The sequence below is a fragment of the Guptibacillus spartinae genome, assembly GCF_028610625.1.
Classification (GTDB): domain Bacteria; phylum Bacillota; class Bacilli; order Bacillales; family Guptibacillaceae; genus Guptibacillus; species Guptibacillus spartinae.
On record NZ_JAQQWU010000005.1, the window covers coordinates 37,737 to 53,090 of the forward strand.

17 protein-coding genes and 1 riboswitch are annotated in these 15,354 nt (G+C 40.9%); all 17 genes read right to left on the reverse strand.

What is annotated here, in order from left to right:
* Window positions 1–112: 112 nt before the first annotated feature.
* Window positions 113–1,930, reverse strand: a complete 1,818-nt coding sequence (locus PQ511_RS10540) for a sigma-54-dependent Fis family transcriptional regulator (RefSeq protein ID WP_273851857.1) — start codon at window positions 1,928–1,930, stop codon at window positions 113–115.
* Window positions 1,931–2,329: 399 nt separating this feature from the next.
* On the reverse strand, window positions 2,330–3,106 hold the full coding sequence (locus PQ511_RS10545; protein ID WP_273851858.1) for an ABC transporter permease: 777 nt from the start codon (window positions 3,104–3,106) through the stop codon (window positions 2,330–2,332).
* Window positions 3,103–3,996, reverse strand: a complete 894-nt coding sequence (locus PQ511_RS10550; RefSeq protein ID WP_273851859.1) for an ABC transporter ATP-binding protein — start codon at window positions 3,994–3,996, stop codon at window positions 3,103–3,105. Before PQ511_RS10550 ends, PQ511_RS10545 begins: the two co-directional genes overlap by 4 nt.
* 12 nt (window positions 3,997–4,008) lie before the next feature.
* Window positions 4,009–4,209 (reverse strand): PLD nuclease N-terminal domain-containing protein, encoded by a 201-nt coding sequence (locus PQ511_RS10555; protein WP_273851860.1) that lies wholly within the window; start codon window positions 4,207–4,209, stop codon window positions 4,009–4,011.
* Between the two features lie 4 nt (window positions 4,210–4,213).
* Window positions 4,214–4,426 carry a transcriptional regulator gene (locus tag PQ511_RS10560; protein ID WP_273851861.1) on the reverse strand — a complete coding sequence of 71 codons (213 nt, stop codon included), beginning with the start codon at window positions 4,424–4,426 and terminating at the stop codon, window positions 4,214–4,216.
* Window positions 4,413–4,745: a YxlC family protein gene (locus tag PQ511_RS10565; protein ID WP_273851862.1), complete on the reverse strand. Its 333-nt coding sequence runs from the start codon at window positions 4,743–4,745 to the stop codon at window positions 4,413–4,415. The genes PQ511_RS10560 and PQ511_RS10565 overlap by 14 nt, the downstream gene beginning before the upstream one ends.
* Window positions 4,742–5,278 (reverse strand): RNA polymerase sigma factor SigY, encoded by a 537-nt coding sequence (gene sigY, locus PQ511_RS10570; protein ID WP_273851863.1) that lies wholly within the window; start codon window positions 5,276–5,278, stop codon window positions 4,742–4,744. The genes PQ511_RS10565 and sigY overlap by 4 nt, the downstream gene beginning before the upstream one ends.
* A gap of 414 nt (window positions 5,279–5,692) precedes the next feature.
* Window positions 5,693–6,091, reverse strand: a complete 399-nt coding sequence (locus tag PQ511_RS10575) for a hypothetical protein (protein ID WP_273851864.1) — start codon at window positions 6,089–6,091, stop codon at window positions 5,693–5,695.
* 329 nt (window positions 6,092–6,420) lie between these two features.
* A complete protein-coding gene (locus tag PQ511_RS10580; RefSeq protein WP_273851865.1) occupies window positions 6,421–6,804 on the reverse strand; it encodes an iron chaperone in 384 nt (127 codons plus the stop codon).
* Window positions 6,805–6,922: 118 nt separating this feature from the next.
* The gene (locus tag PQ511_RS10585; RefSeq protein ID WP_273851867.1) at window positions 6,923–8,257 is read right to left on the reverse strand and encodes a TrkH family potassium uptake protein; all 1,335 of its coding nucleotides are present in this window, start codon (window positions 8,255–8,257) and stop codon (window positions 6,923–6,925) included.
* 3 nt (window positions 8,258–8,260) lie between these two features.
* Window positions 8,261–8,920, reverse strand: a complete 660-nt coding sequence (locus tag PQ511_RS10590) for a potassium channel family protein (RefSeq protein WP_273851868.1) — start codon at window positions 8,918–8,920, stop codon at window positions 8,261–8,263.
* A gap of 134 nt (window positions 8,921–9,054) precedes the next feature.
* Window positions 9,055–9,204, reverse strand: a riboswitch (cyclic di-AMP (ydaO/yuaA leader).
* Between the two features lie 313 nt (window positions 9,205–9,517).
* Window positions 9,518–9,697 (reverse strand): hypothetical protein, encoded by a 180-nt coding sequence (locus PQ511_RS10595; protein WP_273851869.1) that lies wholly within the window; start codon window positions 9,695–9,697, stop codon window positions 9,518–9,520.
* 184 nt (window positions 9,698–9,881) lie between these two features.
* The gene (locus tag PQ511_RS10600; RefSeq protein ID WP_273851870.1) at window positions 9,882–10,076 is read right to left on the reverse strand and encodes a hypothetical protein; all 195 of its coding nucleotides are present in this window, start codon (window positions 10,074–10,076) and stop codon (window positions 9,882–9,884) included.
* Window positions 10,077–10,162: 86 nt separating this feature from the next.
* Window positions 10,163–10,717, reverse strand: coding sequence for a DJ-1/PfpI family protein (locus tag PQ511_RS10605; protein WP_273851871.1), 555 nt, complete (start codon window positions 10,715–10,717; stop codon window positions 10,163–10,165).
* Window positions 10,718–11,510: 793 nt separating this feature from the next.
* Window positions 11,511–12,644: a KdpD-like non-kinase potassium sensor gene (gene kdpDN, locus PQ511_RS10610; protein ID WP_273851872.1), complete on the reverse strand. Its 1,134-nt coding sequence runs from the start codon at window positions 12,642–12,644 to the stop codon at window positions 11,511–11,513.
* A gap of 54 nt (window positions 12,645–12,698) precedes the next feature.
* Window positions 12,699–13,283: a potassium-transporting ATPase subunit KdpC gene (kdpC, locus tag PQ511_RS10615; protein ID WP_273851873.1), complete on the reverse strand. Its 585-nt coding sequence runs from the start codon at window positions 13,281–13,283 to the stop codon at window positions 12,699–12,701.
* Between the two features lie 12 nt (window positions 13,284–13,295).
* Window positions 13,296–15,353, reverse strand: coding sequence for a potassium-transporting ATPase subunit KdpB (gene kdpB, locus PQ511_RS10620; RefSeq protein WP_273851874.1), 2,058 nt, complete (start codon window positions 15,351–15,353; stop codon window positions 13,296–13,298).
* Between the last annotated feature and the right edge of the window lies 1 nt (window position 15,354).

Consider the following 15,354-nt stretch of genomic DNA (forward strand, 5'->3'; position numbering starts at 1 on the left):
AGCAAGATCCGTGCCAAGTTTAACAAGCGCTACATCAAGCATTTCTGGGCTACTGAATGTAGTGCCTACACTACAGTTGTCGATTTTATGTAGTGATTCTCCTACACATTACTTAGGAGATGTCGAGACTTTTTAACTTTTGATAAAGCGTGGTCCGATGAATCCCCAGGCGTTCTGCTGCTTTCGTTTTATTGCCTCCAGCGTCTTTTATCGCTTGGACGATAGTTTCTTTTTCTCGATCCTTTCCAACTCGTTTCGCTTCCTCTAATAAGCTGTGGGGTTTTTCATCAGGAATTTGTTTTTCTCGATCTTCCTTCACGCTAAAAAGTCCATTGAGGTGGTCTTTCCCAATAACCGGTTCATCAATCAGTGTCACCACACGTTCAATCGTATTCACCAGTTCACGAATATTTCCTTTCCACTCTGAATGCGTAAGAGTAGATAGAGCTTCGTGGGTAAATCGTTTTGTTTGGACGCGATACTTCTCACAAATCTCTTTCGCATAGTAAGACAGGAGAATCGGAATATCCTGCTTCCGTTCACGGAGAGCCGGGACATGGAGGCGAATGATATTTAATCGATAAAACAGATCTTCACGAAAGGTCCCTTTTTCTACAAGCTCCTGAAGATGTTGATTCGTTGCGGCGATCACTCTTACATTGGTTTGGTATTTCTTGACGCCACCAACCCGCTCAGCTTCTTTTTCTTGGAGCACACGAAGCAGTTTTGTTTGCATACTTAGCGGAAGTTCTGCAATTTCGTCCAAGAAAATCGTACCGTTATTCGCCAGCTCAAATTTCCCGGGCTTTCCTCCTTTCTTGGCTCCTGAAAACGCACCTTCTTCATATCCGAATAATTCTGATTCAAACAAATGCTCAGGAATGGCCGCACAGTTCACGCTAATCATGGGGCCTGTCGCAAAAGGGCTTAGATGGTGGATACTTTTCGCAAACATTTCTTTCCCCGTGCCACTTTCACCGGTAATGAGCACGGTCGCCGCTGTTCTGGCTGCTCTTCTAGCAAGTCGTTTCGTAGCTTTAATCTCTTCACTTACACCAATAATTTGATCTAGCATTATGTGATTCTCTTTCTTTTTTCCAAGTTGTTTCGTGCCTCGTTCAGGCTCCTCTGCATCCGTTTCCTTAAGGCGTTCATAGATTTTGTAAATCTCCGATATCCCTTCAAAAATAAGCATTCCGATAGCACCGATAACAGCTCCATTCTTCACAATCGGAATGCGATGAACGACCATTTCATGTCCCTGGATCGTTTGAAGGACCCCTCTCTCGGCTAGTCCTGTTTTCACGGTCATGTGAAGCTCTGTATTATCAATCACTTCAGTCACATGTCGTCCAATCGCATTTTCTTTTTTGATACCGGTAAAACGGCTATACGCTTCATTAAACTCCTGAATCGTTCCGTTTTCATCTACTACGGCAATGCCTTCATAGGCACTTTCGAGCACGGTGTTCAACGCCTCTGCCGTATGCTGTTTTTGCTTAAGCTTTGAAATGTATTTCGAAAACCCATCTGTTATATCGCCTTTTGATAACAGACCAATTAATTTCCCTTCTGAATCAAGGACAGGCAGTTCATTGTATGGTAATGAAAAAACCTCCAGGATGGAATCTTCAGGATGGACCACCGCGAAGTTGCGTTTGAAAAGATCTCGACCTACCTTTACGTCCCTACTGTCATGAAGAAAATAAGATAGCACTTGCCTCAACGTGATCGTTCCAAGAAAATGATGATCATCATCCACAATCGGCAATGTATCTAATTTATGGCTGATCATCCATTCACCAGCCTCCTGGATCGACTGTTCCGATTTGATGCAAAGAGGTTCTGGCGTCATCCAATTCTTCACAAACAGAATCGGTTCTACATCTGATAGATCTTGATTCGTTTCAATGAGATCATTGATCGACATAAGTTAACCCTCCATTATAGTAGTGCCTGTCACCACCCGTTTTATGGTGAATGCTGTCGAAATTAGCGATTGTTCGTAAGTCTGCCTTATTACCTTTCTATAGGCATAACAAAAAGGCCTCTCTATAACGAGACGCCTTGAAGGATTTCCGGATATAAAGGACGCATGTCTGGGGGAAACGTGTGAATACTGAGCAAAGATGCGGTCTCGGTTCGCGAGTAGGCCCTCTTTATTAGCCAATTTCCAGATATATTGTCCAAAATCTATTTTTATTGGCCAATATCGAAATATATTGGCCAAATCCACGTTTTATTAGCTAACGAGAATCATTCTAACAAAACACGTACGCCACACCGCCCCCTATCTCCCTCCCCACCTCGCCCCAACTACCCTCCCCCTCTAATAACGCCTATACCTCTTCATCACCATGACGCCCGCTAGAAATAGCAAAAGAGATAACGTTGCGGTACTACCGATGACAGTCCAGGCTGACTCGGTCCACTGTTGTTCGACTAAAAGCTTTGTCGCTTCTCCCCTTATGTTTCCTGGACTCCATTCCATGAATTTCGGGAGGAGTGTTGTCAGCAGGCTGATTAGCGCTAGAAAGAGAAGACTGACGCCGGCGATCGCGCTACTCTGCCGGATGATCGTGCCAACAAAAATCGTGACGCAAACGACAAAGAGCACCCAGAAGCAGTACATGACGAGGCTGCTCAGCATGACCTTCCAGTCGACGGGAGTAAATAATAAATTTGTATAATACCATGTGAGGCAGTAGCTTAAGATGAGTGATAAGAGCAAAAGGGCAAGCTGGGCAACCGTTTTACTGCCTAAGTATTGCCACTCGTTCACGGGTCTTACCATCACAAGCGTAATGGATCCGTTTTGTCGTTCCTGCGCAATGACATTCATCGTTGCGAGTGCAAACAACAACGTACCGATCGTGCCATATTGAGACAGGGCGCCGCTCAATACTTCTTCACCCGTAGGAGTCGGAATCGTGATACTCGCTCCTTCTGGCAAGTTACCAGCCATATCAAGAATTTGCGGCATGTAGTAACTTGTTAGAGGTTGGGAGATACCGATGATCATCAGCACAACCGGGAGCCAAATCAACTTACCATTCCGCATCAGTTCGGTGATTTCTTTGTTTAGTAGCGTTAGAAAACGAGTCATTGTCTCACAACCTTCATATAGGCATCTTCTAAGGAATCCTGCATGATTTCAAAATGAGTCACCGATATGTTCCGGTTAATGAGCTCCTGTAAAAGCTCATTATGGTGAACATGCTCAGGCAATCTTACTTTCACTGTTTTCGCATCAATATACTCATAGTCTTCAATGATCTCAAGCTGTTCGATGACGCCGTTCATCGGTTCTTCGGTTTGCACTTTAATGGGCAATAGATCAAACTCTTTTCGTAAAGAAGGCAGTGATCCTTTCCACTTGAGACAGCCATCTTGCAGGATAAGAACTTCATCACAGATTTGCTCGGCATCGTGTAAAATGTGAGTCGAAAAAAGCACCGTCATGTCTTGTTTCAGTTCTTCAATCAGGTATAGGAAATCTCGTCTTCCTTTTGGATCGAGCGCTGAGACCGGTTCGTCTAGAATGAGCAGCTTTGGTTTGTGAAGCAAAGCCTGCGCTAAGCCGAGGCGTTGTTTCATTCCGCCGGAGAAGCCTCCGATTCTTTTATTCATCGCCTCTTCTAAACTCACAAAGGTTAACGTCTCCTGTACACGAGCTTGAAGCTGGGCATTTGGAATGGAGGATAGCTTCCCGGCGAAAGTCAGAAATTCTTTGGCCGTCATCCAATTAAAAAAGGATGGGTGCTGAGGTAAAAAGCCAATCAATGGCCGATAGTCTTTCTCAGCATATCCTTTAAATTGAATGGCGCCCGAGTCAGGTGTGAGAAGGCGAGCTAACATTTGTAGCGTCGTCGTTTTACCCGCTCCATTTGGACCTAACAACGCGATACAACTCCCCTCATTTATGCTGAATGAGAGATTCGAAACTGCTCTTTTTTCTTTAAATTGTTTCGATAGATTGTCGATGTTAACTAGCAAGATTTCCGCCCCCTAACTGTTTTTCCGTCCGATCACAAAGTAAAGAATCGCCCCAAAAAGATTCACAAACAGAATCAGAAGGATCCACATCCATTTTGGTCCGTTTGTTTCCTTTTGCTTGATGCAGCTCACAAGCGCTGAAATGGCTAAAATCGCTTGCAAGATCAACAATGGCGCCACTAACGCCCAGTTTATGTCGTTCAAAACGTCCATGTTTTCAACTCCTCTCCTTTTTTAGCCTTCGTTTATATGGCCATACAACAAACAGCAAGTAAAATAATGTTGGCATCGGTAATTGAATCAATCCCCATATTCCCCATAGCCACGGGTAACTGCCTTTTTTCTTGGCATCGACAAAGAGAAGCAGACTTTGGGTGAGTAACAAGAGAATCAGAATTGGAACAAGGACAAAGAGCTCAAGGTTTGTCATGAGTGGCCACTCCTTTCTTATTCACTTTCTTATAAGTGAAATAGACACCAAAAGGAACGATCAGGCTGGCCACGATCTGGATAATCAGAAAGAAGATCGGAGCTTGGAAAAGACTAACCATGACGGCTGTTAAAATCACGACCGCTGTTAACAGGAAAAGCGCACTTTCGAGATAAAAAGCTTTTTTCTTTTTCTGTTGAAATAGCAGAAGTTGCTCCTGCATATCCACCTTTGAAAGTGATTCTTTTCCAAGATCATCGATTTGCTGCCAATCCTGTTTGAGGTGTTGCACTATCTTTTTATCTTCCTTGTCATTCACGGCATATCCAACTCCTTTCGTAATTTCTGTATCCCCGTGTGTACCCTGGACTTCACAGTTCCTGTTCGAATGCCGAGCATTTTTCCGATTTCGTCATACGAGTAGCCATAATAATGCCGGAGCAAGATCGGAATTCTTAAGGTGGAGTCTAACGTGTTAAAATCCGTGAACAGGTCGCTCCAGTTCATCCCTTTTGTACTTGCCTCCCACGCTAGCTTTCGCGACAGGACATGCTTTTCGTCTTCCACCCATTTCTTCTCTCGTTTTTGTTTTCGAAGCATATCCATGTAAAGCCTTGAAGCAATTGAGATCATCCAGGTGGAGAATTTTGCATCTCCTTTATAAGAAGATAGCTTCACATAACACTTCATCATCGTCTCCTGAGCAAGCTCAACGCTCGTATCTTCATTCAAGGTTAGTTTTAAAAGATATTTGTAGAGGAAAGCATAATAGCACTGAAAAAGCTGAGTGAACGCATCGTCGTCTCCGGCTTGTGCCTGCTGAATGAATTGAATTTCCTCCTCGCGTTCCATACAACCCTCTCCTTTACCTGCACCTATATGACGCTGATCTCGTTAAAATCGTTCATTTTATTTTTATACTTATCTTTTCCAGAAAGAATACAAAAAAGCTAACCCTCGTTTCGTAAGTTAGCTTTTTCTTCTCTATCCACCTTTACTAGTGCAAAATCATATGGATAAATCCCTAAAATTTTTCAAATGGACTGATAATGTCCCAACCTTTCGCTTCAAATAACTTCTTTCACACCCAAAAGATGAGCACTACCGCATATAAGGAGAATACGGTGATTGAATTGCTTATCTTCCGTTTCAATTATATTTTTTGTGAGTATCATTTCTTTCTCTCTCTAACCATTTCACCCCATGTCTTTCCTGTATTCAGGATGATTTAATTTTGTAAAAAAATGAATCTAATGAGGTTCAGTTCTAATTTGTGGGGTGTTCTCTAATAGGGGTCTCATTCCCCCTTAAACGGTCTTCCAAAGATTCAAGGGCAAGTTTAATGGCAAGTAAGCGACGTTCATTTAAAGTTTTTTGTGAACTACCTTCTTTTGCTTTTTCTATCTGTTTTTTAATAGAAGGTAGGATCCCTTGTAGAACATCTTTAGTAATCAAAATACTTTCTTCGTTATAGAAGAATCCTTCTTTGTTCCAAGTATCTTTAAGACTTGTTAAACCGATTTGTACCGCATTTCGTCTTTTTTTGACTATGTTTGTATTGGCCCCCTTTGCGCTCATGGTGTTAGAAGCATTGGAAAGTTTATTCAAAGTCGATTCCAAAGATTTTATCGACAAATCTTGGATTTCTTCACTAACCGCCTTCATTTACAATTCACCTCTCTTATTAATTTCTGAATAAAACAATGGCAAGCTTTCATGCCCACAAAATTCAAAGCATACCTTACATTCTGATAACTTTTCTTTTTTGCTTCTAACCATTGTAGATCACCCTCTTCTTGTTTAAATGTAAGGAATCCCCTGTGTAGTTTGTTCACCAGGATCTTGTTAGGCGTCGCCCATGGGTGTATAGTCGAAATTACGATCACAATAGTTCCTATCATCCGTATTTTTATTTTAATTTTAACTCAACATTATCATTTCACGTAAAAAGAGCCTATCTTAAAGATAAGCTCCTTGCCTGTTTTTTTGCGCCATTAGTGAGTACCCCGGTTGCCTTCTGCTTTCCGATTGTTTTCATTAACTCTATAGGTTACAATTCGGCGAATCAACTCATAAGGAATAGAGGCTTTAATAGGAAATTGCACCGCACCCTTCGAAGTTTTAAATCCCGATAATTCTTCTTTAAATGCGTGAATTCCGTTCGGGGTAGGGTAGAATCCAATATGATTCGTGTACGCAGCAAAATGAACTAAATTTCCTTTTAAAGCAAAAGTGGGCATTTTATAACTTATTTTTTCCTCTGCTTCTGGCGCCGCTTCCTTTATAACCTTTCTGATCGTTTCCAGTATTTTTTGAACCTCAGGAGTAAACTGTGAAATATAGTCATCGATTGATTCAGGAGTATTCGTTTGAGTCATCTTCTTTCCCCTTTTCATAAATTGAGTGTTTCCGAAATAAGTCATCACTTCTTTAGCTAACCACATGAAACAAATTCACCCGAAATCAGTACAAGATCATTTGTATTCTTTTGTACATTTATCCCGTAAACAAATCTTCATCAGGATAACGTATATTCGTTCGGTCTGGTTGGGCTAATGAAAAGGCGAGCGTGAGTGGTCCAAGCTTTCCTAAAAACATGACAAAGACGATCGCGATCCTTCCGATCGTGGACAAATCGCCTGTAATGCCCATCGATAGTCCAACGGTCCCAAAAGCAGAGATCACCTCAAAAGCAATTTCAATAAAGGATTGATTTTCGGTCAACACGAGTACAAAAATGGTTAAATACACCGTCATGATGCTAATGATTGTAATCGCCAGCGCTTTTAATACGATATGTTTTCTGATTGTTCTTCCATAAAGGACAGGATCACTTTTTCCACGAAGAAAGGTAATAACAGCCATAATAATCACAAAAGCGGTCGTTAGTTTGATCCCGCCTCCAGTTGAAGTGCTGCCTGCCCCGATAAACATTAATACAAACATAAAGAAAGCTGTATCGATTCCTATCCCGCTAATATCCACACTATTAAATCCAGCTGTTCTTGTCGTCACCGCCTGAAAATAGGAACCCCATAACTTATCACCAAGTGATAAGTTGGCTAGCGCTTGCGGATTGTGATACTCCAAAATAAAAAACGTGAACATCGCGATGAGATTAATCACAACCGTCCCTGTCAGCATGACTTTCGAATGAAGGGCCATTCCCCGAAAGGTTTTGCTCCGAATAAGATCGTCTAGTACGGTAAACCCGATCCCTCCAACAATAAAGAGAAAAGAGATCACGATATTCACAACAGGATCCCCCACATAGTCCATTAAACTATTCGACCAGATCGAAAACCCAGCATTATTAAAAGCAGATATGGAATGAAAAAAGCTGGCATACGTTCCAGCCTGCCACCCCATTTCAGGTACCCATCGCGCTGCAAGAATAAGAAAGCCAATCGCTTCAACGGCCAAAGAGAAAATCAAAATGTTTTTGACTAATTTAACTACCCCGCCGATCGAGGTTTGGTTGGTTGCCTGTTGCACAAGTAAACGGTGTTTCATGCCAATTTTACGTCCAAGCACCATGAAGATTAACACGGCAAACGTCATGATCCCGAGTCCACCAAGCTGGATTAATGAAACAATGACAATTTCACCAAATAGCGTAAACGCTTGGCCTGTATCAACGACCACTAATCCAGTTACCGTCATGGCGGATGTAGCTGTAAATAACGCATCCACCCACGTAATCCCATCTGTCGTAGCAAAAGGCAATTTCAATAATCCTGTTCCAACAAAAATCAAGACGACGAAAACAAAGATCAGAACTTGCGGCGGACTAAGTTTAATAAACTTTAAGGCAAACCGATTTGTCATCATCCCTTATACCCCTGACTGTTCAAATCGCTCAAGATTGTCGTTGTTTCCAATCAGGACTAAGACATCCTCTTTCTCAATCGTCGACTCAGCAGCAGGAGACACAAGGATGTTTTTATCTTTTTTCTTAATCGCTACCACTGTGACACCAAACCTTCCCCTGATATCCAATTTACTTAACGACTTCCCAGATATTTTCTGTGTGGCAATCACTTCGATAATACTATACTCATCAGAAAGCTCGACGTAATCGATGATCTTTTCAGAAACCACATGATGGGCTACGCGTTTCGCCATTTCACTCTCTGGGTGAATAATGTGATCCGCCCCTATTTTTTCAAGTACTTTATGATGATAATCGTTTTTTGCTTTCACCCACACTTTCTTAACGCCCATTTCTTTTAAGAGCAGGGTTGTTAAAATACTGGATTGGAGATCATCCCCGTGGGAAACAAAAACGTGATCAAAATTCCGTATCCCGATTCGCTGTAAATTGCCTTCCACTGTCGCATCTAAAACGAGCGTTTGGGTGGCAAAATTTGAGTATTCATTAACACGCTGGCTATCTTTATCGATCCCAAGAACTTCGACATTCCGCCTATTCAACTCTTTACAAAGCGTTCCCCCAAATCGGCCAAGTCCAATAATCGCAAAACTTTTTTTCATGATGCCTTCTCCCCTCAACTGCAATTCCATTATGCTCTTAATCTGTCCATCACCTAAAAGGATAAATCATTTTGCGCACAAAAAAGACCACAGACAAATTAGCCTGTGGTCCTAAATTTCGAACACAAGTTTCATCGTCTTCCCTCATAACGCTTACGGAGTTAGCTGTCGGATTCGGGCGATAAGAGTAGCCCTACCTATGCTTTCATAGGATTCACCCCAAGCAGTAAACTGCATCAAAATTGGGTCCCCCGCACCATAATAGGTTTAAGCGATTTAAGATTAAGAAACGGTTGATTGATCTAACTGAGACATAGTTTACTCCTGAATATTTAAAAAGTAAATACTTTTTATTTCTCCAAAAGAAAGACCGTCCGTTTCACTTACTGCCTCACGAAAAAAGAGCCGATTTTTATACACATAAGCTCCGTGATTATACTCTATTCTTTTAGCTTTCTTTCCTCAATCCGCTCCATAACTGACTTTGGAATCCAAAAGCACGATTGTCCTCCAAAAGGGGATTTGATGGATGGATAAGAGGGCTTACGTAACCCCGGACAACAAATTTTTTGTCCGGGGTTACGTAAGCCAAAGCATTTACTTTTCTTCTGATTCACTGATGTCCTGACGGAACTCCAGTCTCTTCATTTCCAACTCCACCTTTTTTGCTTCAAGGTCAAGCTCTTTCATTTTGATATCTCTTTCGGTTTTCTTTACATAGCCATAATAGATGAGTGAGAAACCAACCACGATTGTAAGATAAAAAAATAGCCCCATCCGTTCATCTCCCTGATTATAAAAATAATTGAAATATCCATACAATGATCTATATGCCTTTCCACTAGCTGCAAGACTTCCTTCTACAAAGGCTATCTCTTGCCACTAGAACACGTTTCACCTTTATTCCCACTGCAGCGTTTACCACGAGGTTGTCATTGCTCTGAGATCACGGAATTCTCGCTTACTCCTCATTCGCATGTTTCGGTTTTACGATAAGGAGTAACAAAAAGCTCAACCATGAGATACTTAGCATAATAACGAATAATAGATTCCAAGTAGATTGTTCTTTTACTAAATCGACTACCTCTAACAGAAGTAGAATTGAGATGACGATGAAAGCGATGGTATTTGCATTTGAAAGGATTACTTTCCTCACTTCTAGACCTCCTTGCCATTTACGAATCGTCCCACATTCTTGATGGAGTGTTAAAGCGATTATTCCTGTTAGACAATTGAACTAGTTTAGCTGTTTGAAAAGAACCACTCTTTTTCATATTTAAGATTTAGCAAATCTCCAACTCCAAATGCAAACTCTATAAAGGCTGATCCTTTCGCTGTGATCAAATAATCATCTACTACAACTGGAGAATGTACATAATTCTCTTCGTGAAATGTACCTAAGAAACGCCTTTGTTCAGTGGTTAATCCTGTAGTATACCGTTTCTCATCCAGCACACCACTTGCGGATAATAAATAAGGAGCACTTGATATGGCAGCAATGATACGATTCTGGTCATGAATCTTATGTAAAAAGGAAAACAGATCATGATGGTCAACTAGATGCTCAAAATCATCAACACCCGGAAGGACCACACTGTCTAAGAGATTTCGATCAAACTCATTAATGGTAGATTCCGGTATACAAGGTAAGCCAGCTTCTCCATATATAGGATTACTGTTCAACCCTAGAAATACAGTTTGTTTTCCACCTTGTTTCAATACCGATAATAGTACGGAAAGCTCATATTCACTAAATCTAGGATAAAGTATAATCCCTGTATAAAAAGGTTCTTTCATGTTTCGCTCCTTCCTCAACGATCGCTCTCATGTTTAAAAAAGTAAACGAATCATCCTTGGATATGAGATTCATCTATTATCGAATGGCTGCTTCCCCAAGGATGATACCCTTCACCTATCTACCCTCTGTATTTGAAACCTTCATTAAAGAATTGCTCCCGAGATAATGGAGCTAAGTTTAGCTATTGAAAAGCAAAAATTCACAGTAAGAACCTTAAAAATAAGTATGACAATGCGAACATTGATTCCTTTCTAGTGAGGTCCTTTTGTTCGATTGTCCACATTTTTCACAGGTTACATACTTAGAAGATTCGCTTGCAGATCCAAATAATAGGTTTTTAGCATTCCTTTCTGATTTGATAAAGTACTTTGTAAAGAAGAAGAACGCTGTGCCAACGATCAATAGAAAAAATAACATCCCCATCCTTGTCCCCCCATAACATCAGCTTCAACAGTAACGTTTTCCACCACCATCATTTTACCTAACCATTTTTTTACCACAGTAATGATACGATTTTTATGAAAAATAGTTTCAATTCATCGCCGGGGGCAGCTAATATTAATTATACCTACTTTTTGACACGAGGAAAGGAGCCTACCTTCTAACAGATAAGCTCCGAGATCCTAGAATAGGAGATAAAACATCACTTTCAACTTCTCCACGTTATATCTTCATAAATGTGAGAGATCGATCTTACCTGGAGTAGGTATTTCTCGTTTATCCACTAGTAACTCCTTCTTATTTGAAGATTTGAATGCAACATAATAGCTCTCAAATTCCCTGACTTCCTTTCTAGGAATTAGGGTTCTCAGCTACAATGTGAATGTCAATTCCGTCTGTATAACGCATAATGTTATTTACAATGGATCCTTTTGTAATCTCCTCCCAGCGACTCCTTGCCGACTGGCCCATTACAATTTGAGTTACGCGGTATTTCATTGCGATGTCTGTAATTAATCGCGGGATGCTTCTCCCATCTTTATCTTCTACGATAAAAGTCGCGTTAAACTGATTGCACAACTCCTTCCATCTTCTTAGATGCGTCTCATTTGGTTTTGACGCAATGTGCAATACATAAAATGGCGCGTTAAGTCTCTTCGCAAAACGCCAGCCTCGCCGAATTAACATTTCGGCATTTGCATCATATTGCACACATACCATAATTTTTTCTGTCCCATTAAAGAAAGGAGTCCCATGAGCTTCATTAATTTTCTCTATGCGCTCATCTACATCATCAGCTACTTCTCGTAACGCCAACTCCCTTAAGGCCGAAAGGTTGTTATTATTAAAAAAGTTTTGTAAGGCTTGTTTCACTTTAGTTGGATCGTATATTTTCCCTGTTCTAAGCCGTTCCTGCAAAATTTCTGGCGTCACATCTATTAAGATGATTTCCTTTGCTTCCTGCAAAATGGTGTCAGGCACTCGTTCCCGTACCTTAACTCCAGTAATTTGCTGAATTTTATCGTGCAAACTTTCTAAATGTTGGATATTGACGGCGGAAATTACATCGATCCCCTGATTTAAGATTTCGAGTACATCTTCATATCGTTTTTTATTTTTTGATCCTGGCACATTGGTGTGAGCTAATTCATCAATGAATACTACCTCAGGATTTCTTGCAACAATAGCTGCTACATCTAGTTCTTTGAGTTGATGCCCTTTATACGGAATAACTTTCAAAGGAATAATTTCTAAATCTTGGATCAAGCTTTCCGTTTCTTTACGGCCATGAGATTCAATAAGCCCTATTAATACATCGATTCCAGATTGTCTCATCTCATGTGCTTCTTGAAGCATGCGGTAGGACTTCCCCACCCCTGGAGCAGAACCGATATAGAGTTTAAACTGGCCTTTTTTTGAGTCTTCAATGTCTTTCAAGAAATCTTCTGGGCTTTTTCTTTTAGACCTACCCTCATCTTCCATCATATGTGCACCTCCATGATGAGAAAAAGAGACTGCATACTACAGTCTCCAAATCTCTTAGGGTGTTCGTTTTTCATCTATAGCTAGATTTAACATCAACACGTTCACTCCTGGTGATCCAAATATCCCCATCGAAGGTTCTTGGGTATGTGTTTCAATTAAATTTTCTAATGTTTTTTCATTAATTCCAGTAAATTCAGCCACACGCGGTACTTGGGATAAAGCGGCCTCAGGTGAAATATGAGGGTCCAATCCAGATGCTGAATTTGTTACTAAATCATTCGGTAAATCCTCAATAGAGACCTCTGGGTTTTGTTCTGACCAACGCTCCGTATCTTGAATAGTCCTCTCAATCAGATTAGGGTTTGAAGGAGCATAGTTTGGTGAACCTGAACCTGCTGCATCATAATTTATGCTTGATACTCTGCTATGGAAGTATCCTGGTTCATCAAATGACTGACCAATGAGTTCAGACCCAATAACCTTTCCTTCGCTATTGTATACTAAGCTTCCATCTGCCTGTTTGTTAAAGAGCCCTTGCCCAACAGCGGTAACCGCTAATGGGTAGAGAAGTCCACATATAACCATTACGCCAAGACTTAATCTCATGAGATTCCATATGGAAAATCCATGCTTTTTCATCCAAATGCCCTCCTACATAAAGACTTGTAATATCATATCAATCACTTTAATCCCAATGAATGGGACAATCACTCCTCCTAACCCATATAGAAGCAGATTCCGCTTCAACAATTGATTAGATGATACTGGCTTATAAGTAACGCCTTTAATCGCTAAAGGAACTAATGCGGGAATAATAATCGCATTAAAGATTAAGGCTGACAAAATTGCTGAAGTTGGCGAATATAAGTTCATGATGTTCAAGACTTCCATTTCAGGAATGGCCAACATAAACATCGCTGGAACAATCGCAAAATACTTTGCAATGTCGTTTGAAATACTGAATGTGGTGAGAGCGCCACGGGTCATTAGTAACTGCTTCCCGATGGCAATGACTTCAATAATTTTTGTAGGATTGGAGTCAAGATCCACCATATTCCCAGCCTCTTTCGCAGCTGTAGTTCCACTATTCATTGCAAGCCCTACATCGGCCTGGGCGAGTGCTGGGGCATCATTTGTTCCATCTCCAGTCATAGCCACTAGTTTACCTGCTGCCTGTTCACGCTTTATGACTTCAATTTTATCTTCAGGTGTACTCTCAGCAATAAAATCATCAACTCCAGCTTCTTTGGCAATGGTAGCCGCAGTCAAGGGGTTATCCCCCGTACACATGATCGTTCTAATTCCCATCTCTCTGAGTTGATCAAATCGTTCTCTCATTCCTGGCTTTACAGTATCTTTCAAGTGAATTATTCCATAAATTTGATTATTTTTAGCTACCGCTAATGGTGTTCCTCCTAGTTTCGATATCCGTTCAGATTCTTGTTGGAGGTCAACCGGAACATTTCCCCCATTCGCTTCAACCCATCTACGGATGGCGTCCACTGCTCCTTTACGGTACTGATCCCCATTCGATAAATCTAGCCCACTCATACGTGTTTGTGCTTTAAAAGGAATGACTTCTGCATCTTTTACACTTTCTTCAGGAACATGGATATTTCGTTCTGCTGCCAGCTCTATTACTGAACGTCCTTCCGGTGTTCCATCATTTATAGACGTATAAACAGCTGCTTCAATGACTTCTATATCATTATGACGATTTACAGGAACAAACTCAGAAGCCATGCGGTTTCCAAAAGTAATCGTCCCCGTTTTATCAAGGATGATTGTATTGATATCCCCAGCTGATTCCACAGCTTTTCCGGACATAGCTACTACATTGAAACGAGTGACGCGATCCATTCCTGCAATCCCAATAGCACTTAACAAACCACCGATCGTCGTTGGAATTAAACAAACGAGCAGGGCGATTAATACTCCAGTATCAATCGAAAAATTTAAATAGCTAGTGAAAAAAGGTAACGTAACTACAACAATTAAGAACACCATGGTTAAGCTAATTAACACGGTATTTAAAGCAATTTCATTTGGTGTTTTCTGCCGATCGGCTCCTTCAACCAGTGCAATCATCCGATCTAAGAAAGATTCTCCAGGCTGATTGGTAATTTCAACCTTTAAGTGATCACTTACTACTTTCGTACCGCCTGTTACTGAATTGAAATCCCCGCCAGCTTCTTTTAAAACTGGGGCGGACTCACCTGTTATCGCAGATTCATCCACAGTGGCAATCCCTTCGATCACTTCACCATCACCAGGAATTAATTGCCCCTGTGAGACAACCACAATGTCCCCTTTTTTTAATTGAGACGATGAAATTTCTTCTATCTCTCCTGTCTTGGTTAGACGAAAAGCAATGGTATCCTGTTTGGTTTGTTTCAACGTATCTGCTTGCGCTTTTCCTCTTCCTTCTGCGACTGCTTCAGCAAAGTTCGCAAACAAAACCGTAATAAACAAAATGATGGAGACGACGATGTTAAACCAGCTACCATTGTTCTCATTGACTTGAGGAACGAAAGCTAAAATGAACGTAATTAAAAATCCAATTTCGACTATAAACATAATTGGGTTTTTGACCATATATTTCGGATGAAGCTTCACGAACGCATCTACCAACGCCTGTTTCGTTAAATCTTTTGTAAATAGAGACATTTTCTTTTCACTTTGATTATGAACGACCGTTTCTTGTTCCATT